This window comes from Candidatus Thiodiazotropha sp. LNASS1 (assembly GCF_964212655.1).
GTDB lineage: Bacteria > Pseudomonadota > Gammaproteobacteria > Chromatiales > Chromatiaceae > Thiodiazotropha.
Window position 1 is genome coordinate 4,059,951 of record NZ_OZ156465.1, and the last position, 26,042, is coordinate 4,085,992.

The 26,042-nt window shown below is 54.5% G+C and carries 23 protein-coding genes; 21 read left to right on the forward strand and 2 right to left on the reverse strand.

Translation table 11 applies throughout. The features are described 5' to 3' along the window. The first annotated feature begins 1 nt into the window (after position 1). Positions 2–442 (forward strand): DUF123 domain-containing protein, encoded by a 441-nt coding sequence (locus AB8516_RS18110; RefSeq protein WP_369162598.1) that lies wholly within the window; start codon positions 2–4, stop codon positions 440–442. Between the two features lie 21 nt (positions 443–463). Here AB8516_RS18110 and trxA read toward each other — a convergent pair whose 3' ends face one another. Continuing rightward, positions 464–1,327: a thioredoxin gene (gene trxA, locus AB8516_RS18115; protein ID WP_369162599.1), complete on the reverse strand. Its 864-nt coding sequence runs from the start codon at positions 1,325–1,327 to the stop codon at positions 464–466. A gap of 130 nt (positions 1,328–1,457) precedes the next feature. Here trxA and trxC point away from each other — a divergent pair, with 130 nt between their 5' ends. The 4 genes from trxC to AB8516_RS18135 all read left to right on the forward strand — a co-directional run bounded on the left by trxC (position 1,458) and on the right by AB8516_RS18135 (position 5,320). Beyond that, entirely contained in the window at positions 1,458–1,898 is a 441-nt protein-coding gene (gene trxC / locus AB8516_RS18120) for a thioredoxin TrxC (protein WP_369162600.1), read from the forward strand. A 78-nt stretch (positions 1,899–1,976) separates the two neighbouring features. Then, the gene (locus AB8516_RS18125) at positions 1,977–3,434 is read left to right on the forward strand and encodes a metallophosphoesterase (RefSeq protein WP_369162601.1); all 1,458 of its coding nucleotides are present in this window, start codon (positions 1,977–1,979) and stop codon (positions 3,432–3,434) included. 35 nt (positions 3,435–3,469) lie between these two features. Next, a complete protein-coding gene (locus tag AB8516_RS18130) occupies positions 3,470–4,234 on the forward strand; it encodes a hypothetical protein (RefSeq protein ID WP_369162602.1) in 765 nt (254 codons plus the stop codon). 3 nt (positions 4,235–4,237) lie between these two features. Beyond that, a complete protein-coding gene (locus AB8516_RS18135; RefSeq protein ID WP_369162603.1) occupies positions 4,238–5,320 on the forward strand; it encodes a metallophosphoesterase in 1,083 nt (360 codons plus the stop codon). Between the two features lie 3 nt (positions 5,321–5,323). On the opposite strand, the gene AB8516_RS18140 is transcribed toward AB8516_RS18135, so the two are convergent. After that, positions 5,324–6,250, reverse strand: a complete 927-nt coding sequence (locus tag AB8516_RS18140; RefSeq protein ID WP_369162604.1) for a CHAD domain-containing protein — start codon at positions 6,248–6,250, stop codon at positions 5,324–5,326. A 388-nt stretch (positions 6,251–6,638) separates the two neighbouring features. Here AB8516_RS18140 and AB8516_RS18145 point away from each other — a divergent pair, with 388 nt between their 5' ends. From AB8516_RS18145 to AB8516_RS18220, 16 genes are all read left to right on the forward strand, one after another. Further along, entirely contained in the window at positions 6,639–7,178 is a 540-nt protein-coding gene (locus tag AB8516_RS18145; protein ID WP_108290338.1) for a DUF2058 domain-containing protein, read from the forward strand. A 253-nt stretch (positions 7,179–7,431) separates the two neighbouring features. After that, a complete protein-coding gene (locus AB8516_RS18150) occupies positions 7,432–9,330 on the forward strand; it encodes a 2-oxoacid:acceptor oxidoreductase subunit alpha (RefSeq protein ID WP_369162605.1) in 1,899 nt (632 codons plus the stop codon). Next, the gene (locus AB8516_RS18155; protein WP_369162606.1) at positions 9,330–10,283 is read left to right on the forward strand and encodes a thiamine pyrophosphate-dependent enzyme; all 954 of its coding nucleotides are present in this window, start codon (positions 9,330–9,332) and stop codon (positions 10,281–10,283) included. The genes AB8516_RS18150 and AB8516_RS18155 overlap by 1 nt, the downstream gene beginning before the upstream one ends. Positions 10,284–10,338: 55 nt before the next feature. After that, complete coding sequence (locus tag AB8516_RS18160; protein ID WP_369162607.1) at positions 10,339–12,858, forward strand: ferredoxin; 2,520 nt, start codon at positions 10,339–10,341, stop codon at positions 12,856–12,858. Further along, positions 12,855–13,718, forward strand: coding sequence for a (Fe-S)-binding protein (locus AB8516_RS18165; protein ID WP_369162608.1), 864 nt, complete (start codon positions 12,855–12,857; stop codon positions 13,716–13,718). The genes AB8516_RS18160 and AB8516_RS18165 overlap by 4 nt, the downstream gene beginning before the upstream one ends. Further along, positions 13,702–18,282 (forward strand): hypothetical protein, encoded by a 4,581-nt coding sequence (locus AB8516_RS18170; RefSeq protein WP_369162609.1) that lies wholly within the window; start codon positions 13,702–13,704, stop codon positions 18,280–18,282. Before AB8516_RS18165 ends, AB8516_RS18170 begins: the two co-directional genes overlap by 17 nt. 7 nt (positions 18,283–18,289) lie before the next feature. Continuing rightward, positions 18,290–19,630, forward strand: a complete 1,341-nt coding sequence (gene rsxC / locus AB8516_RS18175; protein ID WP_369162610.1) for an electron transport complex subunit RsxC — start codon at positions 18,290–18,292, stop codon at positions 19,628–19,630. Next, the gene (locus AB8516_RS18180) at positions 19,630–20,637 is read left to right on the forward strand and encodes an RnfABCDGE type electron transport complex subunit D (RefSeq protein WP_369162611.1); all 1,008 of its coding nucleotides are present in this window, start codon (positions 19,630–19,632) and stop codon (positions 20,635–20,637) included. The genes rsxC and AB8516_RS18180 overlap by 1 nt, the downstream gene beginning before the upstream one ends. Positions 20,638–20,644: 7 nt before the next feature. After that, on the forward strand, positions 20,645–21,271 hold the full coding sequence (locus AB8516_RS18185; RefSeq protein WP_369162612.1) for an FMN-binding protein: 627 nt from the start codon (positions 20,645–20,647) through the stop codon (positions 21,269–21,271). Between the two features lie 13 nt (positions 21,272–21,284). Then, on the forward strand, positions 21,285–21,935 hold the full coding sequence (gene rsxE / locus AB8516_RS18190; RefSeq protein ID WP_369162613.1) for an electron transport complex subunit RsxE: 651 nt from the start codon (positions 21,285–21,287) through the stop codon (positions 21,933–21,935). After that, on the forward strand, positions 21,932–22,510 hold the full coding sequence (locus AB8516_RS18195) for an electron transport complex protein RnfA (protein ID WP_108340235.1): 579 nt from the start codon (positions 21,932–21,934) through the stop codon (positions 22,508–22,510). The genes rsxE and AB8516_RS18195 overlap by 4 nt, the downstream gene beginning before the upstream one ends. Positions 22,511–22,891: 381 nt before the next feature. After that, positions 22,892–23,071, forward strand: coding sequence for a hypothetical protein (locus AB8516_RS18200; RefSeq protein WP_369162614.1), 180 nt, complete (start codon positions 22,892–22,894; stop codon positions 23,069–23,071). Positions 23,072–23,209: 138 nt separating this feature from the next. After that, positions 23,210–23,776 (forward strand): NUDIX domain-containing protein, encoded by a 567-nt coding sequence (locus tag AB8516_RS18205; protein WP_369162615.1) that lies wholly within the window; start codon positions 23,210–23,212, stop codon positions 23,774–23,776. 103 nt (positions 23,777–23,879) lie between these two features. Next, entirely contained in the window at positions 23,880–24,308 is a 429-nt protein-coding gene (locus AB8516_RS18210) for a PIN domain-containing protein (protein ID WP_369162616.1), read from the forward strand. 149 nt (positions 24,309–24,457) lie between these two features. After that, a complete protein-coding gene (gene carA, locus AB8516_RS18215; RefSeq protein WP_369162617.1) occupies positions 24,458–25,612 on the forward strand; it encodes a glutamine-hydrolyzing carbamoyl-phosphate synthase small subunit in 1,155 nt (384 codons plus the stop codon). Positions 25,613–25,747: 135 nt separating this feature from the next. Further along, on the forward strand, positions 25,748–26,023 hold the full coding sequence (locus AB8516_RS18220; protein ID WP_369162618.1) for a GxxExxY protein: 276 nt from the start codon (positions 25,748–25,750) through the stop codon (positions 26,021–26,023). Positions 26,024–26,042: the final 19 nt, after the last annotated feature.

A 26,042-nucleotide genomic window follows, 5' to 3' on the forward strand; every position in this document is an offset into this window, starting at 1 on the left:
AATGAACGCAAAACCCGGGACCTATGGCCTGGTGCTGCAGGTAGATACGGGCACTGTTGTGCAGGTGGGACGTTGGGGCGCCATCGACATAAGACCCGGCTGCTATATCTACATTGGCAGTGCATTCGGGCCTGGCGGTGTGCTGGCGCGGGTCTCGAGACATTGCCGGAAAATGAAGCCGAAGCATTGGCATATCGACTATCTGCGTGAGAAAGCAGTACTTGAATCGGTCTGGTACAGCCAGAGGCAGACTCGCCTCGAGCACCGATGGGCAAAGGCGCTGGCAACTTGGGGCAATACAGAACCGGTCCACGGTTTCGGCTGCAGCGACTGCAGCTGCGATTCGCATCTCTTCTATTGCAAAAAGCCCCCGACCTTGTCCGGATTTGCCAACATAGTTGGATGCTCGGTTAAATCATGGTCCTGCGATGAGACCGGTTAGCTGGGGCAGATTGGATGAGTGTCAGTGCAGGAAGTTAAACATCCTATTGCGGTAACGCTTTACCAGATCGCCCTGTCCACCCAATAACTCGAAGATCCGCAGCATCTCTTTCTGGGCGGCATTGTCGCCATAACTGCGATCCTTCTGCAACAGGGTCATGAGTAACTCCAGTGCCCCTTCGTAATCGTTTTCCATGACCTTGTGGGACGCCAGCATGTGGATGGCCTCGCTGTCAGCCGGATTCTCCTGCAGGCGCTTTTCGAGCTCCTCGGTTGGCGGGCTGTCGGCCGTCGCCCGGTCGATCTCGATCCGCGCCAGCATGGAGGCCACTTCTGGCTTGTTCCGCTCCTCAATGGGCAGGGCCCTGAGCAGTTGCTCGGCTTCGTCCAGTTTGCCCGTGGTGGCCAGATAGCGGGCGTGGGAGATTTTGACCCGCGGACTTTCAGGATCGATCTCGCTGGCCTGTTTGAGCAGGGCGCCGGCACCCTCGGCATCACCCTGAAGCAGCATGGCATCCGCCTGGGCCAACAGAGCGTCGGACTCACGGGGTATGTGCTTGTCGAGAAAACTGCGGATCTCCGCTTCCGGCAACGCCCCCATGAATTCATCCACCACCTGTCCCTGGTGGAACAGCTTGACACTGGGAATGCTGCGGACCTGGAAATGGGCGGCCAGTTGCTGCTCCTGCTCGGTATTGACCTTTGCCACCAGGAATTTTCCCTGATATTCATCGGCCAGTTTCGCCAACGTAGGCATCAGAGTCTTACAGGGATTACACCACTCGGCCCAGAAATCGACCAGCACAGGAACGTGCATGGAGTTCTCCAGCACCAACTGCTGAAAACGGTCCGTCGTGACATCAAAGACAAAGGATTGGTCCGCCATACTGTGAATGCTCCTGTGTGTCAGCCAATAAGGGGCGCATTATACTGAATTCAGATAGAAATGGTGGACTTGAAATCTCTATTGTTGCGCCCCATCTAATGGAAAAATTCAGAGCATTGGAATCAGTATCATGAGTGAAGCCCTACATATCGTCTGCCCCCATTGTGACGGCATCAACCGGGTTCCAGCCGACCGGCTGCGGGATGGGGCGAAATGCGGCAAATGCCACCAGTCACTATTCGCCGGCCAACCCCTGGCATTGGACGAAGGACGATTCCAACGCCACGCACAGAAAAGCGACATCCCCCTGCTCATCGATTTCTGGGCTCCCTGGTGTGGACCCTGCCAAATGATGGCCCCCGCCTTCGAACAGGCGGCCGCTCAGCTTGAGCCGGCAGTGAGGTTGGTCAAGGTCAACACGGAAGCGGCTCAACAGCTGGGGGCCCGCTTCGGTATCCGCAGTATTCCCACACTGATGCTGATGCACGGTGGCAGAGAGGTTGCCCGCCAGGCGGGGGCGATGGATCAGGGGGGTATAGTAAATTGGACCCGTCAACATCTCACGGGATAGCTGGCTGTATTGGATTAGTGTTAACAGGCCCTAAGTTGTATGCTGTGCTTTTTGGCAGTGCTTGATACGAGGTATACAATGGCGAACGGTCCAGAAAACGCCAGGAAAGGATTCTTCGCCAAGCTGAAATCTGCATTTTCTCAGGCCTCCCAATACACGGAGCATCGACTGCAGGAGAGTTTTCTGCTACGAGGCGGCAGTATCCGTGTTCCCTATGAAGATATCCCGATCGAAATTGAATTTGGGAATGATTTTAGGCTTCTGCTCTATGCTGAACAGTCAGTGCATGGAAATAACCTACAGGAGCAACCCGGATTTCTGCTCATCAATCCGGAACACTATTTCAAAGAGATCAGTGGATTTCTTCGTCTGAGCAAAGGCGATCATCTTATACTTGGGTATGAGGATGATCTGCAGAAGCGTATCTTTAAGTATCCACGTAACTTGGCTAAACGTCAGCTCTCGATTATCCATGACGGCGATGCGTTATTGTTTAAAGACCTGGAAGCCGATAAGGGAACTCGGTTGATCCCGTTATTGAATGAGAAAGAGAAGAGCAGGGCCAACAGAAGACGCTTGGCGAATCTCCAGGAGATACGTCGCATCTTCGGTGGCCCCATCCAACTGCTGCCCCCCGAGGAGGCGTTGGCGGATCTCAAGGCTGTTAATGAAATTCTGGAAAAAGAGCCTTTGCGACCGAGAGACGATCGGGGAATGCCTGGCGGTGTGGTAGAACTGCCAAAAAAGATGATACCTGTCATTCTAGGTGACCTGCATGCTCAGGTGGATAATCTGCTTACTATACTGAGCCATAATGAATTTCTCGAAATGATGGGTGACGGAAAGGCAGCGATGGTCTTTTTGGGCGATGCGGTCCATTCGGAAATGGACGGCAAGCTGGCGGAAATGGAGAGTTCACTACTGATCATGGATCTGATCTTTCGACTCAAGTTGTGGTTTCCTCAGCAGGTATTCTATGTGCGCGGCAACCACGACAGTTTTTCTGAAGAGATCGGTAAGGATGGCGTGCCGCAAGGATTGCTGTGGGCCAAGGAGGTGAAACGTGTTCGCGGTGAGGCCTACAAGAAGGCAATGGAATATTTTTATGAGCTGCTCCCCTATGTTGCGGTATCGAAAGATTATGTGGCCTGTCATGCGGCACCGCCGAAGAGCAAGGTGACAATGGATATGCTGGTAAACGTACACAGCTATCCCAGCCTGATGGAGGAGTTGACCTGTAACAGGCTGTACAGGCCGAATCGACTGGCTGGTTATACCAAAGGCGACGTGAAACGCTTCCGGAGTTCACTCAGCTTGAAACCGGATGCAGAGCTTTTTGTCGGACATACCCCATTAACCCGACACGATACTCTGTGGCACAACGTTGGAGGCATTGACCATCACGATGTCGTATTCAGTGGTAATCTTCCCTGGATCGGCCTGTTCACCAGCGTCGCAGGACATATGATTCCGATTCGATATCGTAGCGAACCGCTGTTGTCGGTACTTAATGAACTCCGGGATAGCGATGATTAATCCGAGGTCTTGTCTCAATATGCTTAGTTTGTTTCATGAGTAAGCAGAGTGATCTTTCGAAAGCGGCCAAGTCGCTTAAAGAGGGGCCTGTCATCTATCAGTCAGAAGATTCTCTACTCGATGAGGATCGAGTGAAAAAGGACCTCACCCTGGCTGAACTTAATCATATCTTCAAGCTTTATCTGGCAAAAAAAAGTTCACGCCTCTCGGACCTGTCCATTCTGGGACAGTTCTCCGTGATTTTCAACGATAGCCGCATGGCGGAATGGCATAGCTTCAATAAGCGTGAGCAGAACGATGCACTCTCGGAGCTGGTGATATTGCCTGAAGTTTACAATGAACTGATCGGTAAGATCGGAGAAGCAGCGGGGGATGCACAGATAATAAGCTCGATCGTCAAGGATGCCTATCAGAATTCAATAGATAGCTTTTCTCATGCCGCCTATATACAACAGAAGTATACAAGCAGATTTCCCGGTTTTAAGGTCATTCTCTATCTCGATCAGAAAAAGAAGCATACCGTATTGTTGGTTGTTGATAATGGCTACGGTAAGAATGTCGCCAAGCCAAAAAAATCATACTTGGGTGAGGATATTGAAAACAGCTTGTCCAACAGGATCATCGAGTGGTGCATCAACAAATTCGATAAAAGCGAAGATATAGTGGACCGCAGGATCGCCTATACCGGTGGCCAGGGTATGGCCTTGAAAAAAATCAAGATAGAATTGGATCTGGACGTCAATGTGCACTATCTGACTACTGGGGCGGTATTTGAGTTGCAGCTGACCAATTTTTTCTGAACGATGGATAAACGAATAAAAGGGGGGGGTCTATTTGGCATTATTCAACGATCAATACGCTTTGCCAAACACTTGTTAACACGCTCTTACCCCCATTCCGAAGGTAGACAACATGACATTGAGTCATCGGCGCCATCAACGACGCCGATTCCAGAGGAGCATCTTCAATCCCCCGATGACTCTGTTGAAAGCCACCTCAGATGTATTGTGCTCTCCGATACTGACAACACCTTAGCCCCGGTTAAAAACACATTAGGTTACGCTGCACTCCTCAATGATCGGGGTGAGCTGACGGATGATATGAACGGTGTCGTTATATTCCACACAGGCGACCTGGTGGATAAAAAAAGTCCTGATCCCTCGGTTGTGGACTTCTGGCGGGAGGCTCGGCGACAAGCGGAGATGAAAGGTGGACGTGTAAAGATAATAGTCGGTAACCATGAGCAGGAGGTCTGGCGAAAAATCGCTGCCGGCAAGAAAATCGGTCTGGGAAAGGATCATTTGGAGAGTTTAAAGAAATTCATCGAATCGCTGGACCTGTTTTATCTGGAGAGAGGAATTCTTTTTATTCATGGTTATCCGACGCTGGAGTTTTTACGTACATTGCAACACTACGGTGAGGTGACGGAAAATAACCTGAATCAATTTAATTCGGACCACTATAAGAAAGCCTTTAAAAGCCCTGAAGCAATGCAGCTATACGCCTATACACGAGATAATAAACAGAGGAATTACCTGCTATATGATGTTAAGGATGCGGCACAATATTATAAGAAGCATGGGAAATCGATAGATATGCTTTTCAAGGCACTAAAAATAGAAATTGTCATCCACGGGCACAGGCCGCAGCGTTCAGGTACGCAGATTGACTATGAATTCAGGAAATGGCTTCCGAATGTAAGAATGATCGGCAACGATACAATGGTGAGGCGTAAGGGATTGGGTGCAACCGTGGTTCGGTCGTGCGCAGACGGGAAAACCGATATTCTGTTCATCAATACCAAAAACAAGTCTAAAAAACAGCGTAAAATCGTATCTGAATATCTTGCTGCCAATCAGAGTGAATTTTTAGCAGAGATCCAATAACTATCAGGGGTGTTTTCTCCACCAGGGTTGCTTTGCATTGATGAACTCCTCCCAACGATCATCGAACGTGTCCAACATTTCATAATATTGACGCGTACGCCAGCCGACCAGGCCTCCGGCATACTCCAGAACTTCATGGTTGTCCTCATCTTCCATCATGATATCCAGAAGATGCTTCATGACCGATACATCGTTCAAGATGCCCAGTAGATCCTGCAATCTTTTCATGTGGCGTATAAAATCATCTAATCCTTTCAATACCGGAATGAAAAATTCGGCTGCATAACGTAATTTTTTACATTCGATACGCAGCTTATGCATCTCGTGCGCTGATTCCTTATTCACATGGCTGCCGGCTTCCAATACGCCTCGTTCCAGGCTGTCCAGCAACTTACGGGAAAAGGGGACAATATTGGTTGATAAGTTGTTTCGGTGTTTAGCCTTCAATTCCGCCTGTTCCCACTCCTTACCGTCGATCCATTTAGGGAAATTGTCTTTGAAGTGTTTGTATTGGTCGCTGTCGAGCATGGCGTTGACTTGCAGGTATGCCTGTTCCCTGTGCTGGTGGGCGATTTGGGTAACCCCCTCTTCCCCCCGAAGCGGCAGTTTGCCTCGTATCGCACCAAGTCCTTCATCGATGAAGACATCCAGGTCCCGCGCCATCCCCAACTGACTGGCAAGGTCTCGTAATTCGTTGGACCAGGGTTTACTGACTTTGCGAGGAATGGCTGTACGAAAGGCCGACAGGGCTGAACGCATCCGTCTGAACGCGACCCGTGTTTGGTGTACACCCTCAATGTCGTCCCAAGAACGTGCACTCTGTTCCCATGCAAGCAGATAATTGTAATTATGTTTGAGAATGATCTGGACAGCTTCGCTGACGGATTGATCAGTATTAATGGGTGCAGGTGATTTGTTTTTTTTTGTCATTTCTAAAAAACCATTTAGAGAGCAGGTTTCATTACTAAGGTGCGGTTATGAAGCAGCCGGGCAACGGCGTTATGCTCAAAAGCTGACTTTAGCAGAAAAAATCAGATTAGGTAGTAAATTGTGGATGACGTCAAGGTTGTTAAAAAATGTGTAGCGTGAGTACGGTTCACACAACAGGGGAATAATCATCAAGCAGCTACAGAGCAATATCAGGGCAGGGGAATATGATGGGTGAAATGTAAGGTCCGGCCACATTGATCGATGCCATATGCGCCGAACGCGTAACATGGGTTTATCGACGGGTTGGATGGAGAGCAATACGTAACTGCGGTATGATGCTGACTGATCGATTTGCTCTTGATGACCTCGATTAGTACCGGAGATTGTATTGGCTAACTCACTACAGGATCAGCTGCTCAAGGCCGGCTTGACTGACAAGAACAAAGTCAACAAGGCGAAAAAGGCAAAACAACGCAAGGAGAAAGAGCAGCGGCATCGCAAGCAGAAAGCGGAAGACGAAGCCGTGCGTTGGGCAAAACAGGCGAAAGCCAAGGATGTCGAACGGGATCGTGCGCTGAATCAGAAAAAGAATGAGCAGGCGAAGCAAAAAGCGATTGCCGCCCAGATCAGGCAGTTGATTGAGATGAATCGTCTTCCGTTGGAGGAGGGCGAGGTGGTTTACCATTTCGATGACGAAGCCAAGGTGCGGCGGATTTTTATCACAGACGAGATTCATGGCCAACTGATCGGCGGGCGGCTGGCGATTGTCAAAATAGATGATCGCTATGACGTCATCCCTGCCGCAGTGGCAGACAAAATCAGTATGAGAAACCGTAATTGTATCGTTGTACGCAATGATCGTGAACAGCAGGATGATAGCGACGATCCCTATGCTGACTATATCGTGCCTGACGATTTGATGTGGTGATGGCCACTGGTGCTGATTGCCGGTAAGTCGAAGTTGTAGCTGTGAAAAAACCGTTCGATTCTTAACCTGGTTCTGCCCGATTCGCCAGCCGATTGGATTTTTCAAAATTGACTTCTTAATACCACTGCGTTTAATGTGGACTTAAACAGCAGGGAAGATACTAGGCTTTTTTCATGACGAAGCCCTGACAGAAACAGAATTAACAGGGCGCAGGAAATCGTTTCACTTCTTTGTAACGAGGGCCAATGATGTGGTGGATGCAACAACTGCCGAGGAGCTTGCTCCGAGGTTGACGCTAACCCGTGAGCACATCGTGGAGATCGTCAGCGACTCTGGTGAAGGCGCACAAAAAGCCGGCCAGACCTTTGGCACGGTATCCGCTCGAATGGGCAATGGTGTCTGGACGGTGGAGATCATTCCCGCCGAGATCCAACCCCCAGCTCGCTCACCGGCCGGTGCCAGCGGTATTCGAATTCGTCTGGCATCACATGCGGTTACCAATATGGGCGACGAAGCCGATATTGTGGTCGCCTTCAACGAACAGGTTCTCTATTCGCGTATTGTCAACGGCGCTTACAAGGAGGGTACCCAAGTGCTGTTGGAGGATAAATGGCGCGACGACAGCGTGCCTGAAATCCGTGAGCAGTATGCGAAGGCGGTTGCCGAGTTTCGTAGAAACGGCCTGATCGTTCACGAATTGCCGATTGAAACGGCCTGTCTGGAGATTACGCCGAATCCCCGGCGTGGTAAGAATATGTTCGTGCTGGGGATGTTGTGCCGTATCTATTCGCGGGATGTGGAAATTGCCAAAGGCGAGATCGCCACCACCTTCAAACGCAAGGGCGACAAGGTGATCGATATGAATCACCGCTTGTTCGATGCCGGTTACCGATTTGCCGCAGAGAAACTGGATCTGAGTTACCAGGTTCCAGCACAGCCGGCAGAGGACAGGGAGGGGAAGCGTTATATCGTCACCAATGGGAATACAGCATTGGGGCTCGGGGTGATGGCATCCGGTATGGAACTGGTTTCCATGTACCCGATCACGCCGGCAACCTCGGCATCCCACTATCTGGCGGATGTCTATCATGAGGTTGGGGGCTTTGTGCATCAGGCCGAGGATGAGATAGCCGCCGCCGGTTTCGCCATTGGATCCTCGTTTGCCGGAAAGACCGCCTGTACCATCACCTCAGGACCGGGACTGGCCCTAAAGACAGAGATGCTGGCATTGGCCGTGATGGCGGAACTCCCCCTGGTAGTGTGTGTCGTGCAGCGCGGTGGCCCATCCACCGGTCTGCCCACCAAGGTAGAGCAGGGTGATTTGCTGGCTGCGCTTTTCGGGGAACCTGGCGATGCACCCAAGGTGGTGATCGCCGCAGCCACGATTGAGGAGTGCCTGCATTTTGTGGTGATGTCGCGACGGCTTGCCGAGGCGTTCCGAACCCCGGTGATACTGCTGACAGATGCGAATCTGGCAACCGGGGTTCAACCCTACCAGAGACCGGAGCCAAGCCTGGACTGGATGGCGCCGCCCATCGATCAATCAGACTGGGATGAGCATATTCCTCCCTACAATTGGGATTCGGAGAGTGGGCTCTCCCCTCGACCCGTACCGGGTATGCCGGGTGGCCAGTACATCCTCACCGGCCTTGCTCACACCAACCACAGCAAGGTGGCCTACGATTCCGATTCAAATCAACACGGCGCGAATATGCGCAGTCGGAAATTTGCCGCCCTGGCCAGTACCCTGAAGCCACCCGTCGTGCGCGGCGATGATTCAGGCGATCTGCTGGTGGTTGGGTGGGGATCAACCCTTGGCGCCATTGAGGAGGCGGTGGATCGTGCGCGCGCTGACGGCCATCAAGTCTCTTCCCTGCATCTTCGCTTTATTTTACCCATGGAGCCCGGGCTGAAAGAGATCTTCAAGGGTTTTCGCAAAGTAATGACAGTGGAGATCAACTACAGCGATGATCCCGGTTCACCGCTGATTACCGACGAGACACGCCGTTATGCCCAACTGGCCCTGCTGTTACGCGCCCATACCCTGATCGATATCGATTGCTGGTCGGTGGTATATGGACACCCGCTGCAGCCGGGGATGATCAAGAATGAACTCGTAAAAAGACTCAAAGCAATGCAAGGAGAGGGCTGATGTTCGGATTGAAAGCTGACTGGTCACTCGAAGTCTTTGAGCGCTATTTCACCATGGGCGACTATGCGGGCGGCGAGGCCCGATGGTGTCCCGGCTGCGGTGATCATGCGGTGCTGACAGCCGCACAAAAGGTCTTGCGTGACGAGCAGCAGCGGCCGGAGATGTCTGTATGTGTTTCCGGTATCGGCTGCTCCAGCCGTATGCCTCATTATCTCGGCACATTCGGTTTTCATGGCCTGCATGGGCGTGCGCTGCCCGTTGCCTGCGGCATCAAGGCCAGACGGCCTGAACTGGATGTGTGGGTGGCGACGGGCGACGGTGATTGTTTTTCTATCGGCACCGCTCATTGGATCCATGCTCTGCGCTACAACATGGATATGACTCTGATGGTGTTTGACAATGCCATCTACGGCTTGACCAAGGCCCAGACATCTCCCACCAGCCCCCATGGCTTCAAGACCAACACCCATCCTTTCGGCGCCATACTCGAGCCGCATAATCCGTTAACGGTAACGCTGGGTGTTACCAACGTCTCTTTCGTGGCACAGGTGGCCGACTGGAATCCCCCTTTACTCTACGAAACATTAAAAGCCGCATACCGACACAAAGGGACTGGGTTTGTGCGCATTATTCAGCGTTGCCCGGTGTATGCGGACAGTTTTTCAAAAGAGCTGCAGCAGAACCCGGACCGGTTCCTGCTGTTGCAGCATCAGCGGGGAATTCCAGTGGACAAGAGTGTCAGCCGTCAATTCCCCAATCAGACGGAACACGACCCCTCGGATCTGGCCCGGGCCTTCCAGCTCGCTGCAGACACCGCGAGACTGCCGTTGGGACTGCTTTACCATAACCCGGATGCCCAGTGTTACGAGGATCTGTCGAGTCAGGGTGTGGAGATGACGCCTGAGAAAAGGCTGGAGGGCTTCAACGCAGTGTTGGACCGAATCACTATCTGATCACGAAATCGGGAAAGCTTGACGAACTCCTGATCGCAACGAGAGTTTTTCTGAAATGACAACGACACAAAAGGCCGCAGAGGAGCAATCAACCCAGTTGCCCAGCAATGAATCGGGGCGGGTGCCATCCCTGCCGACGGCAGTCAAGGATGCCCGGGCAACCCGTGAGTTGATGTTTCTTCTGCGCCATTTCCACCTGGGTGACCCTGCGGCCAAGGCGCAGTTGGAATCGATTGGCGACGACTATCTCCCGGCCTTGCTCGATCCCTATCGCGATACGTCCAGGCTACGCTATGACTACCCCCTGTTCCTTTTTCCTCCCAATACCGAAGAGACCTATCAGACAGCCGAAGAACTTGCCTGCCCCCTTGTGCAATGGCTTCAGGAGGCAGTGACCGCCAATGCACCGGAGGAGGAGAAGGCACGGATTCTGAAACACCATCTGCCCTGGCTGGAACACCATATTCGCAATCTGTTGCAGCAGCGCGAAGGACCGGTGGATGCCGGAGCGACATTGGCGGAGTCCTGCATCGCGCTACAGACGCATCTCAGTCTCAATGAACAGGAGAGAAAGAGACTGGAAGATGACCTGGACCTGTTGCTGCAGTCTGTGCCGGAGGGCGCCCAGCTGTTGGGTTATGGCCGCTATCCCTCACTCCATCTTCTGATTCATGCGGTACGCAGTCAGTTTCTCCACATGCAACGACGTTTTCAGGAGCGAATCGATGCCTCCATACGCGGCCTGAAGGAGCTCCTCGAAGTCGAATGGATCAAATCCGATGAGTCGATCGAACCCAAGATGGCCCGAGACAGCGTCGGCCTGGGCGGTGAACGCTTCGACCCCGAGATACTCTCCGCGGTGATGGATCATTCCCGGGGCACCCGGTCTATTTCAGAGGAGCGGCGTGAGCGTATCGAACATGCGCTGGAGATCATGCAAGGCTGGCATCCCGACCCGGTGCTGGTCCGTTTCCTGCACATTGGCACGCTTACCGATCCCTGGCTTCAGGAGGTCGATTTCTGCCAGGAGATCACCGATCATGATCCCTGCGCCAAAGCGATGGAAATATTCGATCGTGAGGCTGAGAAGCTGACCTCGATCTACAGTGCGGTGCGTATCGCACAGCTGGAGATCGACGCTATCTACAACCCGGAGATTCACGACCCCTGGTTCGCCAATTTCAGCTGGGAGGCCTTTTCACAAGAAGAGCTGCGAATGGTGCCCTCGGTGATTGCGTTGGGATCGGCCGATCAGGTGGCCGGCGAGGGATTGCGTACCTTTTCCCGACTGCTCAGCTCGGGGCGGCCTGTACAGATTCTGATCCGGGTGTTGGCGCATGCCGATCCCGGTGCCGGTCTCGATGGCGATCCACTCAAGAGTTACCGGACCGAATTGAGTTATCTGGGCATCAGTCATCGCCAAGCCGTTGTCGACCAGTCTTCCGCTGCCCGGCATCAGCACCTGTTGAAGTGCTACCTGATGGCTTTGGATGCCACCCGCACCAGTCTGCATGTCATCAATACGGGCATGCGCCCACCCGGCAGACTGCTTCCGCTGAATGCCTGGTTGGTGGCCGGCGCTGCCATCGAAAGCCGGGCCCACCCCTTTTTCCGTATCAACCCGGAGGCTGGCGATTCGGCAGCTGTGCGGATGGACTTCAGCGGTAATCCCCAGGCTGATCGGGACTGGCCTTTGCACCCGTTTCAGTACCTGGATGACAACGGCAATAGTGTCACCACTGAACTGGCATTCACCTTTGCCGATCATGCCCTGCTGATCGAGCGTCTACGGGATCACTTCCGACTGATCCCGGCCGGTTGCGATTCAGACGGACTGTTATCGATACAGGACTATCTGGCCATGAGTCCGGAGGATGCCTATAGACGCGTGCCGTTTGTCTGGGCCATCGACGGCAACGCCATGCTGCACCGTGTGGTGATCTCAAGAGAACTCGCACTGGCTTGCCGTGACCGCCTCAACTATTGGCACACCCTGCAGGAGATGGCGGGCGTGCGCAACCGTTATGTCGATATGGCGGTGGAAAAAACCCGGGCGGAGGAACGTGAGCTAGCCAGCAATGAGCTGGTTCGCGTACAGGCTGCACATGCCGAAGAGGTGGAGCGGGTGAGAAACGAAGCTGCCGGCGAGGCGATGCAGCGACTCACGGATGTGTTGCTTGGCCTGGATGTCGAGGGGGGATTGCGTCCCGGTGACATACCCTCCGGGTCTGTCGCCATGGTCAGTGATGAAGTGATGCCTGAACAGCAGTGCGAGGAAGCCGAGGAGAGCGGGTCACCCGAAGAAGAGCAGGAGAACCTGAGTTTTGATGACCCCTGGATCGATACTCCCCTTTGCACCAGTTGCAATGACTGCCTGCCGATCAACCCGCAGCTGTTTATCTATAACGACGAGAAGCAGGCCATGCTCGGGGATCTCGGCAATGCCACTTTTGCTCAGCTGGTGCAGGCGGCTGAACTTTGTCCGGCGAAATGCATTCATCCTGGGAAGCCCCTCAATCACGATGAGCCCGATCTGGACTCATTGATTGAACGAGCGGCGCCGTTCAACCAATGAACAGCTTTGTTATCGCACCCGCCATCATGACCGGTATCGGTCTGGTTTTTGCGGTTATCCTGGCGGTGGCCTACAGATTTCTGAAAGTGCAGGAGGATCCCCGGATCGAAGAGACCGAAGATCTGCTGCCCGGTTCAAATTGCGGTGCCTGTGGGCAACCGGGCTGCCATGCTTTTGCCGAGCAGTTGGTGCAACTCACCACATCACCGAGCAAGTGCACTGTCGCAAGCCAGGAGACGATCGATGCCGTGGCTGAACTGCTGGATGTGGATCCGGGGCAGCAAGAGAAGCGGGTGGCGCGACTGCATTGTGCCGGGGGGAAAGGCCAGGCATACCAGATCGCCGAATACAGGGGATTCGAAAGCTGTCTTGCGGCATCCGTGGTTTCCGGCGGTGGCAAAGGTTGTTCCTGGGGATGTTTCGGCCTCGGTGACTGTCAGCGAGCCTGCAGCTTCAATGCGATCAATACCAATTCAAACGGGCTGCCTGTGGTCGATATCGAGCACTGTACCGCCTGTGGTGATTGTGTGGATGTCTGTCCAAGGGATCTGTTCGAGCTGGTGCCGTTGAGCCAGCATCTTTTCGTACAATGCATGGCGCCCCTTGCCGGTGATATGGCAGTGGCGCTCTGCACCACGGCGTGCGATGCCTGTGAGCGCTGTGTAGCGGATGCGGCGCCCGGTCTGATCCACATGAAGGATAACCTGCCGGTCGTGGACTACTCAGGGGGTGGACCGGCCCATCCTGCGGCGACCTACCGCTGTCCTACCGGTGCCATTCAATGGTTGGAAGGGGGGCAGTTTGCAAACCAGGCCCCTTCACGGATTCAGAGTGAGAACCGTTATGCCCGACCTCGTTAATTCGGCTTTACGGTTATTGAAGCGCCTGCTTGGGACGCCCTCGCGCACCCAGGGCCCCTATGCGGGCAACAGCACATTGTTGGACGGTAATACGGCCGTATCTGTATTGGAAGCGGGAATCAGTGAAGGGGCCGGGCTGGGGGCGTCCTACCCGGCACTGACAGCTGACCTGGCCTGGCGCAGTGAACTGAATCAGCAACGGCTGAATTTCCTGGGTTCACCGGTCAGCATGCAGTCAACAGAAGGGGCGCGTGGGGCGCTGGCTGCGAGCATCGGTATGTCAATGAGCGGCATACGGGCAACCAGTTTTTTATCCGGGCCCGATCTGGCTTGCAGCAGTGACCTGTTGACCGTCGCCGCCGGCCGCCGGCTGCCGTTGGTCATACACCTCACTGCACGCAGTCTTGCCGGTCATGCACCGGCGCTGGGCAGTGGTCATGAAGCCTTTCATCTGGCAGCTGATTCCGGCTGTTTCCAGTTGATTGCAGCGAATGTCCAGGAGGCTGTGGATTTCTCCCTGATCGTGCGACGCGCAGCCGAGCAGTCACTGATGCCTGGCCTGGTCGGTATGGATGGAGAGCAGACGGCGCTGGCACTGCAGGAGGTCAGCCTGCCGCCTCCGGGCTTGGTGGAGCGCTACCTGGGACGACCGGATGATCTGATTACATCCCCGACTGCGGCACAGCAGTTGTTGCTGGGTGAGTCGCGCCAGCGGGTAACCCGTTGGCATAATCCTGACCGGCCTGTCATGCTGGGCGGGCTTCAGGCCCCGGAGGTGTGGGGGCAGGCCAAAGCGTCGGGGCGTGTCTTCTTTGACGATGCCCTATCGGATTGTCTCGATGACGCCTTTGTTGTTTTTTCCGAACAGACGGGTCGGCGATATCGATCACTTTCAGCTTACCGGGTTGATGACGCCAAACTGATTCTGGTGGCGCAGGGTGCTGCAATAGAGGTCCTCGAGGCAGTGGCAGACTACCTGCGTGCCAGCGACCGTTTGAAGATTGGTGTGTTGGGTGTGCGCTGTCTGCGTCCCTTCCCCGCTAAAGAGATAGCACGCTGTCTCGCAGGCGGCGCCAGTGTTTGCGTACTGGAGCGCATGGATGTCCCGCTGGCAACAGACCCGCCATTGATGAGAGAGGTGCGTGGTGCGTTTGACCATGCCGCGGAAAACCATCGGTTCGGGCTCGAAGCGCATCCGGGCTATCCATCGATAAGCGATAAACAGCGCCCCAGGTTTCTCTCAGCCATATATGGGTTGGGCGGGCTTCCCCTGCGCGGTTCGGATCTGACTTCACTATGCAGAAACCTGGATAGGATCAACCAGCAGCAGGTCTATCTGGGCATCAACTTTTCCCAAACATCCAGCGACTATCCGAAACGACAGGTCTTGTTGGACCGTTTACGCCGCAGCTATCCGGGGCTCGAGTCGATGGGACTCTACGATGAGGCCGTCTCACCCGACCTGCGGCCTGAAGGCGCCCTGACACTGGCACTGCACCGGTTGTCGGGAGCAGCCGGAGAGGGATTGATGGTGGAAACGGCCGCCTTCCTGCATCGAATCTTCGATGGTGGCGTGCGTAGCCGACCGGCGTTGTTCAGCAAATCCTGGAGCGGTGTCTGCAGCGATCGGTTCAGTTTCTGCAGTGATGAACTTAGAGATCCCGGAGACGACACCCCCGTGGATCTATCGATACTGGTGACAACCACCGGCATGCAGCGGTTGATGCCGCACCATGGTCTGGCGAAGGGAGGAACACTGCTTGTGCAGAGCGCGCTTCCCGATGAATCGGTTTGGACGCAGCTGCCCAGGGCGGCACGCTCTCACATCAGGGAAAGCGGGATACGCCTATTTAGAGTGGCCCCGACAGAGGAATCCGAGTCCCTGCCGAATGAATATCTGTTAGGTGCTGTTTCCGCCGTATTGATCAAGACTGAGCGGTTGACGACGACACCACGTCGGTTGCTGAGTCTGCGTGAAGAGCTGTTGGGAGAGTCAGTGGCCGATGTCGATGCCTGTTTGCAGCATTTCGAAGGGGGCATGAATCAGGTCAGGGAGATCAGCCTGAAACGTCTTCCTCTGGTTCCGGCGCGCTCGATTTCGGATGTCGATGATGAGGTGCCGGCCCTGGTTCGTCGATTGGGAAGCCTGGATGATGCCTATGACAGTCTGCCCCGGTTCTGGGACCAGGTCGGGGTATTGTATAAACAGGGCAAGAGCGGTGAACTGGCGCCTGATCCCTATCTGGCAGTGGGGGCCGTACCCCCCTGGTCAGCGGGATTTCGTGATTTGAGCAGGTTTCGCAAGCAACTGCCGCAATTCAATCCGCTGTTATGCACCGGATGCGGCGACTGCTGGTGCGCCTGTCCCGATTCAGCCATCAAGGTCGTCTCGATTTCTCCCGCGCGCCTGATGGATGCCGCAATCCGTCACAGTGGTGTCGAGGCGCTCAGACCGGTGGCCTCGAAACTCGCTGCCGGTATTAGTTCGTTATGTCGACAGCAGGAGAAGCCCTATTCCACATTGGAAGAGATGCTTGTCGTCAGTTATGACGGGATCAAAGAGAAACTGCCCTTTCCTCAAGACCGCAAACAAGCGATTGCGCAGGGTATTGAACAATTGCAAAGTGACATGGGCAGTCTGCAGATTGCCGTCACCAACCCGATGTTCAATGAACCCGAAACAGCGAACAGGGGGAGTGGTGAATTATTGGCGCTGGCCGTGGAGCCGGATGGTTGCAAGGGTTGCGGAATCTGTATTCAAGCCTGTGGAGAGCAAGCGCTGCAGCTCGTACCGCAGGCTACGCAATCTCTCTCCCGAGCGCGCCGGATTCAGAAGGCATGGCATGGGTTGCCCGACGGTGAGCTGAATACAATTCGCAGGCTGGCAGAGGATCCGCAAGTCGGTGTGGCGGCCGCTGCCCATCTGGCGCACTGCGCAGGGCTGGCGATGGCCGGTGGTGATGGCGTCGAACCTGGATGCGGGGCGAAATTGGCGTTGCGTCTGGCCCTTGCCATTGTCGAGGCTCAGCAGACACCGCGGTTTGAATCGTTTCTGCAACAGGTCGAGACAACCCGGGAAAAGATCACCGGATCGATCCGCAATCTATTGGCGGATGCCCTTCCTGCCGATGACCTGGATGCACTCTCACGTGGCCTGGAAAAGAGCGGCGCGAGGCAGGCTGATATGAGCAGCCTGATCGGTGAAGCGGAGGATGCCATCACCAATCAGGTGGATGCAGCCCGATTACGCCGCCTGGTGGATCTGGCGCGTGACCTGATCGATCTCACCTGGCGGCTCAGCAGTGGACGTCAGGAAATGGGGCGCGCCAGGGTAAGCATTGTGCTTTCTCCAGGTTCAGTGGTCGGTTGGGCCGGTGGTTTTCCTCACAACCCATTCTCGACACCAGTCACACTCGATGCCACCGGTGACGGCGCACAGTTGGCCGCCGGTCTGCTGGAGGGCCAACTGCGGCAGGCAACGGAAGGCTTCGTGCTGATGCGTAAGGCGCGTGCGGAGTTGGAGCAGTCCGCGGATGCGGCGCGTCTCTGGTCCGATCTCGAGACAATGACCTGGCGTGATCTCGATGATGAAGAGAGAGCATTGTGTCCAACCCTGCTGCTGGTGGGCGACAGCGGTCAGTTAGCTGGTCACGGACTGGGTCAGCTTGTCCGGGTTTTGGGCGATGAACTGCCGATTAAAACAGTATTGCTCGCCGATCTGGATCTGGGGCTTGCAGAACGGACGGGCCTGGAGTCGCCGCTGACCTCAGTGGATGACGTGGCTATCGATTTGGCGCTGCTGTCGCTTGTTCAGCGGGGGGCATTTATTGCCCAGACCTCAATCAGTGATAGGGAGCATTTTGCAGAATGCATCCAGTCTGCCTTGGCCCACAGGGGTCCGGCGCTGGTGCACTTGCATGCCCCGAGCCCCTCACGACACGGTTTCGCGCCCGATCAGACACTGTATCGTGCCCGGACGGCAGTGATCAGCCGACTCTTTCCCCTGTTCCGATACGATCCGCAAGCGGAAGGAGTATTCGGTTCCCGGATCAGCCTGGATGGTAATCCGGCGCTTACGGAGCCGTGGGAAAAAGATGCCGGGCTGGGGGTGTATACACCTGTCGATTGGGCACTCGGCGAGACGCGCTTCAGTGGCAATTTCTCACCGCTCAATCGTGACGAGGAAGCCGTAAGGCTTGCAGAGTATCTCGATCTGTCAGCCGGGGAGAGAGAAGAGAAGTCGGTTTACGTTGAACTGAACCGGCAGGGGGATGAGGTCCAGCGTTTCAGTATAGACAGGCGTTTGCTGGAGGTCACCGAGAAGCGGCAACGGACATGGCGCATGCTGCAGGAACTGGCGGGACTGGTGACGCCGTTTACCGCACGGGTGCGCGGGGAGGCGGAAGCAGCCGTGGCTGCAGAGCATGAAGAGGCGCTGCAGATACAGGCGGAAAAGTATGAGCAACGCATCAGTGACCTGACCAATCTACTCCAACAGGAGACCCGCAAAGCGATGCATGAGCGTCTGATGAGGCTTGCCGGGTATAGGGAACCGGTACAGTAATCACGATATGCCAGCGCTCTCCACACTGTTCAAACGCAGCTTCTCACACGGTATTCACCCGCAGGAATACAAACACCGGACCGCCTCCCTGCATACCCAGAGAATGCCTTTTGTAGAGCGCTACATATTGCCTTTGCACCAGCACTTGGGAGCACCCGCGAAGGCGGTGGTGGAGGCAGGGCAACAGGTAGGGCGAGGTCAACTGATTGCCGAGCCTGGGGCATTCGTATCCGCCAGTCTGCACAGTCCGGTCACCGGCCGGGTCAAGGCCATTGGAAGACGGCGTTTTCCCGGCGGACGATATGAACAGGCCATCGAGATCGAAGCCGATCTGTATGCCACCCAGCGCCTCGATGTTGAGCAGCCGCCCGACTGGCGGGGACTGTCGCTGGAGGATTTAGTCTCCGTTATTCAACGGACGGGCATTGTGGGTCTGGGAGGGGCTTCGCTTCCCGCGCATGTCAAATACTCTTTGCGTGAAGGTGTGAAGATCAAACACCTGATTGCCAATGGCGCCGAGTGTGAACCTTATCTGACCAACGATCATAGAATCATGGTGGAGCGTCCTGAGGCGTTACTGCGGGGCGTCGAGATTCTGCACAACCTGTTGGGGGCCGAGGAGTCCATTCTCGGGATCGAACTCAACAAGCCGGACGCCATCGCGGCCCTGGATAGGCGTATCCCCTCCGACAAGCCGTTTCGTGTAGCTCCCCTGAGGGTCAAATACCCACAGGGGGATTCCAAAATGATGATCAAATCCCTGCTGAATGTAGAGATACCCAAGGGACTGCATGCGGCGGACATGGGTATCATCATGAACAATGTCAGCACCCTTGTCGCTATCGCTGACTATTTCGAGTCCGGCATGCCCTATATCGACCGTATGGTGACGGTATCAGGGCCCGGTATTGAATATCCCGCCAACCTGATCGTCCCACTGGGCACCCCCGTCCGGGAGGTGCTTCGATTCTGCGGCGGGCTCAAGGAGGATACCAAAGAGGTGCTCATGGGGGGACCCATGATGGGTACTCCCATTGCCAGTCTGGATGCGCCGATCATCAAATCCAGCTCCGGAATACTGGCCTTTACCGCGGAACAGACAGCTCGTCCGAAGGAGTATCCCTGCATACGCTGTGGCAGGTGTGTGGAGGCATGCCCCTATTTTCTCAATCCGTCCAAACTGGCCCGTCTTGCCAGAGCGCGTCAGTTCGATCAGATCAAACAGGCCAATGTCACCGAGTGTGTGGAGTGTGGCTCCTGCACCTACTCCTGCCCCTCGGGTATACCCATCGTGCAACTGATACGCAGCGCTAAAAGCGAGTTGCGCGGAAAGCGGGGCAGGCACTGATGAACGACAAGGATCCGAGATTACTGGTGCAGCCATCCCCCCTGTTGAAACAGGAGATGACAACCGCTCAGACCATGAAGGATCTGCTGTATGCGTTGTTGCCAGCCACTCTGGCTGGAATTTGGCTGTTCGGTCTGGGTGCGCTTCTGGTTATTGTGGCGAGTGTCCTGGGGGCGGTGCTTACAGAATGGCTCTTCTCCCCGGGAGACCAGCGATGGCAGCGACTGCTGGATGGCAGCGGCGTGCTGACGGGTCTGTTGCTGGGCCTGACCCTGCCCCCCGCGTTACCGCTGTGGATGGCTTTTCTCGGTGGGGTAGTCTCCATTGGTATAGGCAAGGTGATCTGGGGTGGACTGGGACACAATCTGTTCAATCCGGCCCTGGTCGGGCGGGCCTTTCTGCTTGCGACCTTCCCGAATGCCATGACGACCTGGAGTGTCCAGGCAAGTGGAGATGGCTTTCTGTTGTGGTATCCCTCCAACTTTGCACTGCCATTCATGCAACCCCACTACGATGCGGTATCCGCAGCCACACCCCTGGGATTGATGAAATTCGAGCAGCAGCCGACCCCGCTGGTCGATTTGGCATTGGGTAATAGCGCAGGCTGTATCGGCGAGACCAGTGGGGTGTTGTTGCTGGCGGGAGGGATCTATCTGCTGTTGCGTCGAGATATCGACTGGCGTATCCCGGTGGGTATCATGCTTTCGGCTGCACTCTTTTCGGGTGTGCTTTACGCCATCGATACAGCTCGGTATCCGGATCCTTTATTCGCCCTGTTATCCGGGGGATTGTTGCTGGCGGCTTTCTATATGGCGACGGACCCGGTTACCTCCCCCCTGACACCGCGCGGCGCCTGGATCTTCGCCATAGGTATCGGACTGCTGGTTGTACTGATCCGGCTTTTCGGCGGCTTTCCCGAGGGGGTTATGTACGCCATCTTGTTGATGAATGCGGCCACGCCTCTGATCGACCGCTACACTCAGCCCCGCGTGTTCGGCAAGGAGTGACATTCAGTTGAATCAGCAGAGCCGACAACAGATGAAGGTCAGCGAACCCGGATCCAACCGTTTGGTGGCGACACTTGGCTTTGCGGGACTGCTATCCGGCCTGATCATCGTCTCCGTATTTGAAGCCACCCTGCCCACTATTACCGCCTATAAAGCGAAAGTTCTGCAGGAGGCGGTATTCAAAGTGTTGCCCGGCTCCACGCAACTGCAGCGATTGGTCTACCGGGATGGTCGATTGACGCCGGTGGAAGAGGTCGGGAAGGGTGAGGAATTCGTCTTCGGCGGCCAAGATGCGCAGGGTGTGCTGGTGGGGTATGCCATTCCCGGTTCAGGTCCCGGTTTCCAGGACACCATTCGATTGCTCTATGGCTATCAGCCCAAGCAGCGCAGGGTGGTTGGCATGGAGATACTCGAGAGCCGGGAAACGCCGGGTCTGGGTGACAAGATCTACAAAGATGCCGAGTTCGTTTCGAATTTCGATGCCTTATCCGTCGAACCGGAAATAGTGACCGTGAAGCGAGGCGCTAAAGCAGCGCCGAACGAGGTTGATGCCATCACCGGTGCGACTATCTCCTCCAAGGCGGTGGTGCGGATTATCAACCAGACGAACCAACAGTGGTTACAGCGTTTCTAACAGGGTGAAGAGCATGCCTGAGAAAAAACAAGACGCTTATCAGGAGTTCATCAAGGGGCTTTGGCGCGACAACCCGGTTTTTGTTCAAGTGCTGGGCATGTGTCCCATGCTTGCAGTCACCAACTCTGCGATGAATGCACTGGTTATGGGAGGGGCGACTTTTTTTGTTCTGGTGGCCTCGAGTTTTTTCGTTTCATCATTGAAAAACTGGATACCCAAACAGGTACGTATCTCCACGTATATCATTATCATCGCCACTTTTGTCACCGTCACCGACTTTACCCTTGAGGCGCTGATGCCAAAGGTCCACAAAGAGCTGGGGGCCTTCATACCCTTGATCGTAGCCAACTGCATGATCCTGGGACGGCAGGAGGCCTTTGCTGCTCGCAACTCGGTGCGTTTCGCCGTGGTGGATGCGCTGGGTATGGCCAGTGGTTTCCTGTTCGCCCTGTTCTCACTGGGTGCGGTTCGTGAGTTACTGGGAGAGGGAGCGCTGTTCGGATTCAAACTCTTCAGTGAGAACTTCGAACCCTGGGTGATCATGATCCTGCCGCCCGGCGGTTTCATCACCTTGGGCCTTTTATTGCTCTTTTTCAACTGGCTGAAAGAGCGTAAGGACAGACTGGCGCAACAACTGGATCAGATGGAGATTGAAGCACCATGAACGAACTTGTGTGGATTTTCATCAGCGCCCTGCTAATCAACAATTTTGTACTGGCCTATTTTCTCGGCTTGTGTCCTTTTTTGGGTGTATCGCAGCGATTGGAAACCGCTTTCCGATTGGGCTTGGCCACCATATTCGTGATGCTGATTACCGCATTGTGCGCCTGGCTGCTCAATACCTATATTCTGATTTATGCACCTTATCTAAGGTTGATCAGTTTTATCGTGGTCATTGCCAGCACGGTTCAATTCATTGAGATGGTGATAAAAAAGCTGAGTCCGGCTCTGTTCAAGGCATTGGGGATATTCCTTCCCTTGATCACCACCAACTGCGCGATTCTCGGTCTGGCCATCTTCGCCACCAACAAAGGGTATGGATTCACACAGGGTATGACCTATGCTTTGGGAGCAGGGTTGGGTTTTACGCTTGCTCTGGTGCTGATGGCCGGATTGCGGGAGGAGACCGAGCTGGCTGAAGTGCCTAGACTGATTAAAGGGACTGCCATGAACCTGATTATTGCCGGAATTCTCTCCATGGCATTCATGGGATTTGCCGGCCTGTTCAGTGCGGCATGACCATGTGGATACACGTGTTCGCCATATTGGGATTAGTGGCCTTGTGTGCAGGCTGGGTGGTATTTCAATTGTGGTTGAACAGGCTGGATCCTGAGAGAGTAGCGTCCTCGGACAACTGCTCAGGATGTGGTTCCTGCGCTCATTCCACGTCGAGCGAGACAGAGCGGGACTAACATCAAGGATCAGGAATCATCCCGCTTCATTTTTCGGTCAAACCGACAATTGTGCAGTTGATGGACTATTGTTTCAGATGAGCATCATCTCATTTCGATGAGTGGTGTAGGGCCGGCAAGCCGATTCAGGGACAGTATAAAAAAGCATTTAAAAAATAGTGGACGTCAGATGCCGGTATGACTCAGTGTGAGGAGGCATTGGAATTTAATGACGACCAAACAATCCGATCATGACAACGATCAACAGCAGCAGGCTGAAGCCAAACCGGGCTCGAGCGATGGTCAGTTTAAGGAGATCATGTGCTGGAAAGATCCCTTTAAGGTCTGTAAATGCGAGCATGCGCAGCAGGGCGTCTATTGTGGCCGCTTCCCCATTCCCACGGATTAGTGTTAACAGGCTCTAGCAGATAAGGATTGCTGTTTCCAGGAAATTCGAGGCTTCCTTTTGTTAAGAGGCCACACCACTGTTGCGTTACCGTCTCTGGCGGATGCCAACAATACCAAGTCGCCATGAGGAGGAGTCGATATGGGTGCCGGTGTTATACCCTTCTCTGTACATGAAGATGATGTCTGTTTCCTGTTTCAATCAACTTTCAGTGGCCGCAAGACAGGCTATCTGATCGATTTTGGCGGTGGCCTGGGTGAAGGCGAGAGTTTCAGACAGACCGCAGTCAGGGAATTCGTCGAGGAGACGGAAACCATGTATTTCTCCGACGATCTGCAACAGGCGAGCCGGAATGCCGAAAAGGTCGATCATCAGATTCCAATTGTGGACGCCTTGTTCGAAAAAACCCTTTCTGACCATCCCGATTGGTGGTGCAACAGGGCGTCAGGCAACCGGCTGCAGCCTAAAAAGTGGAGAACCTACTTCATTGAATTTCCATACCGGGACATCCAAGCGCTGAATCGTGAATGGCAGCAGGACTCGGTGGGCAGATTCAAGAAAAGACGTGAGCTGTCATGGTTGGCTTCCACTGAATTGCTTGCCCTCTACGCGAACAGGCCGGGTCGTCTATGGAAGCGTGTGCGCCAGTTGGAAAGTGCGCCGGCTCTTATTCGATCGATTGTGGAAACCAAGCTTGGGGATAGCTAGTCCCGCCGGTAGGGTGCCGTAAGGGCTCCGCTAAGGGGCTATTGAAATCAATGCGTGTAAATCGCGATATGATGGATGAAGACTCTCTGCAAACTGTATTGAAGTGATAGCAGTCGATACTGATGTAATACTACGCTGCCTACTTGAAGATGATGCCGGTCAAACTGTCATTGCGGTATGGTTGATTACAGGTAAGCGCCCTGTATTGATCACAGATGCTGTGTTGGCGGAGTTGATTTGGACGCTGAGAGGAAAAAAGTATCAGCTCAAAAAGCCCGATGCAATTGCCGTCATTCTGGCCCTTTTTCATGAGCCCAATATCAGGTTCGAGGATGGACAAGTGGTATGGATTGTATTGAACGGCTACCGTAAATCTAAGCCTGTCAACAGTAAAGAAGCGGATTTTGCCGATGCACTGATCGTCAATAAGGCCAAATCCATAGCGGTCAGAAAGAAGCAGCGGTTTCAAGGGAGCTATACTTTCGATACGGCTGCGCAGTCATTGTCCGTGCCCAATGCCCCGATAGGATAGACAGCCTCCTTTCCCATCAGTACAATACCCGCTCAACTATTTCGGGTGTTCTCCTCGATCGACACGCCCGGAACCTACTGATTTACGCATACATTGGGGCAGGCACTTCGTGACCTGCCCCTTTTTGCACGCCTGTAGTGGAGAGACTCTTGAGAAAACCCGCAATTCTGGTCCTGGAGGATGGCAGCCGGTTCAGGGGCGAAGCCATCGGTGCCGAGGGTGAGACCGTCGGCGAAGTGGTTTTCAATACGGCGATGACCGGTTATCAGGAGATTCTGACCGATCCCTCCTATCGTCAGCAGATCGTTACCCTGACCTATCCCCATATCGGCAACACCGGCATCAACCAGGAGGATGAGGAGTCCACCCAGATCCACGCCGCCGGCCTGGTGATACGGGACCTGCCGCTGATCACCAGCAATTGGCGCTCGGAGGAGTCCCTCGAGCTCTACCTGCAGCGTCACGGCATCATCGCCATTGCCGGCATCGATACCCGCAAGCTGACCCGTATCCTGCGGGAGAAGGGCGCTCAAAACGGCGCAATCATAGCGGGAGACAATATCGATCCCGCCAAGGGACTGGAGTTGGCCAAGGGATTCCCCGGGCTGAAAGGTATGGACTTGGCAAAAGAAGTCACTACCTCATTACCCTATGAATGGGCTCAGGGCTCCTGGTCGCTGGAAGAGGGCCATCCCGAGGCGCCCCATCCGATCGACGAGAAGCTGCCGTATCATGTAGTGGCTTACGATTACGGTATCAAGCGCAATATCCTGCGTATGTTGGTCGACAGGGAGTGCCGCGTCACCGTGGTGCCGGCACAGATGCCGGCGGAAGATGTTCTGGCATTGCAGCCCGATGGGGTCTTTCTCTCCAATGGACCGGGTGATCCGGAGCCCTGCGACTACGCCATCGATGCCATCGGCAAGATCGTCGATACAGGCATGCCTGTGTTCGGCATCTGTTTGGGGCATCAGTTGCTGGCATTGGCCTCCGGCGCCAAGACCATGAAGATGAAATTCGGCCATCACGGCGCCAACCATCCGGTGCAGGATCTGGAGCAGGGCACGGTGATGATCAGCAGCCAGAACCACGGTTTTGCGGTGGACGAGCAGAGCCTCCCCGATCACCTGACCGCCACCCATCGGTCCCTGTTCGATGGCACGCTGCAGGGCATTCATCGCAGCGACAAACCCGCCTTCAGCTTCCAGGGCCACCCGGAAGCCAGCCCGGGACCCCATGACGTGGCGCCGGTATTCGATCATTTTATCGATTTGATGAAAGAAAGAGATTCAAGCCGCGAATAGACGCTAATCACCGCAAATGGACACAAATAGTACGAAAAGGATTTCGGAACGGGTTATTGGATGCGCCTACACCGTCGGTAATGAGTGGGACCGGGATTTCTAGAGAGTGTTTATGAGAAAGCACTATGTGTAGAAATGGTTAGGAATGGTCTCGGGGTAGAGCGACAGAAACAATTGAACGTTACCTATAAAGGGGAAGTTGTTGGAAAGTACTTTGCAGATATTCTTGTTGAAAATTGCCTGTTGCTTGAGGTGAAGGCGGTTGCAAGATTGTCACCAGAACATAAGGCACAAGTCATCAATTATTTAAAGGCAACAGATTTAACTGTTTCGCTGCTCATAAATTTCGGAACACCCAGAACCGAAATTAAACGTATCGTCTGGCGGCATGACGATTCAAAAGTGATTTAGCGAAAATTTGCGGTGATTA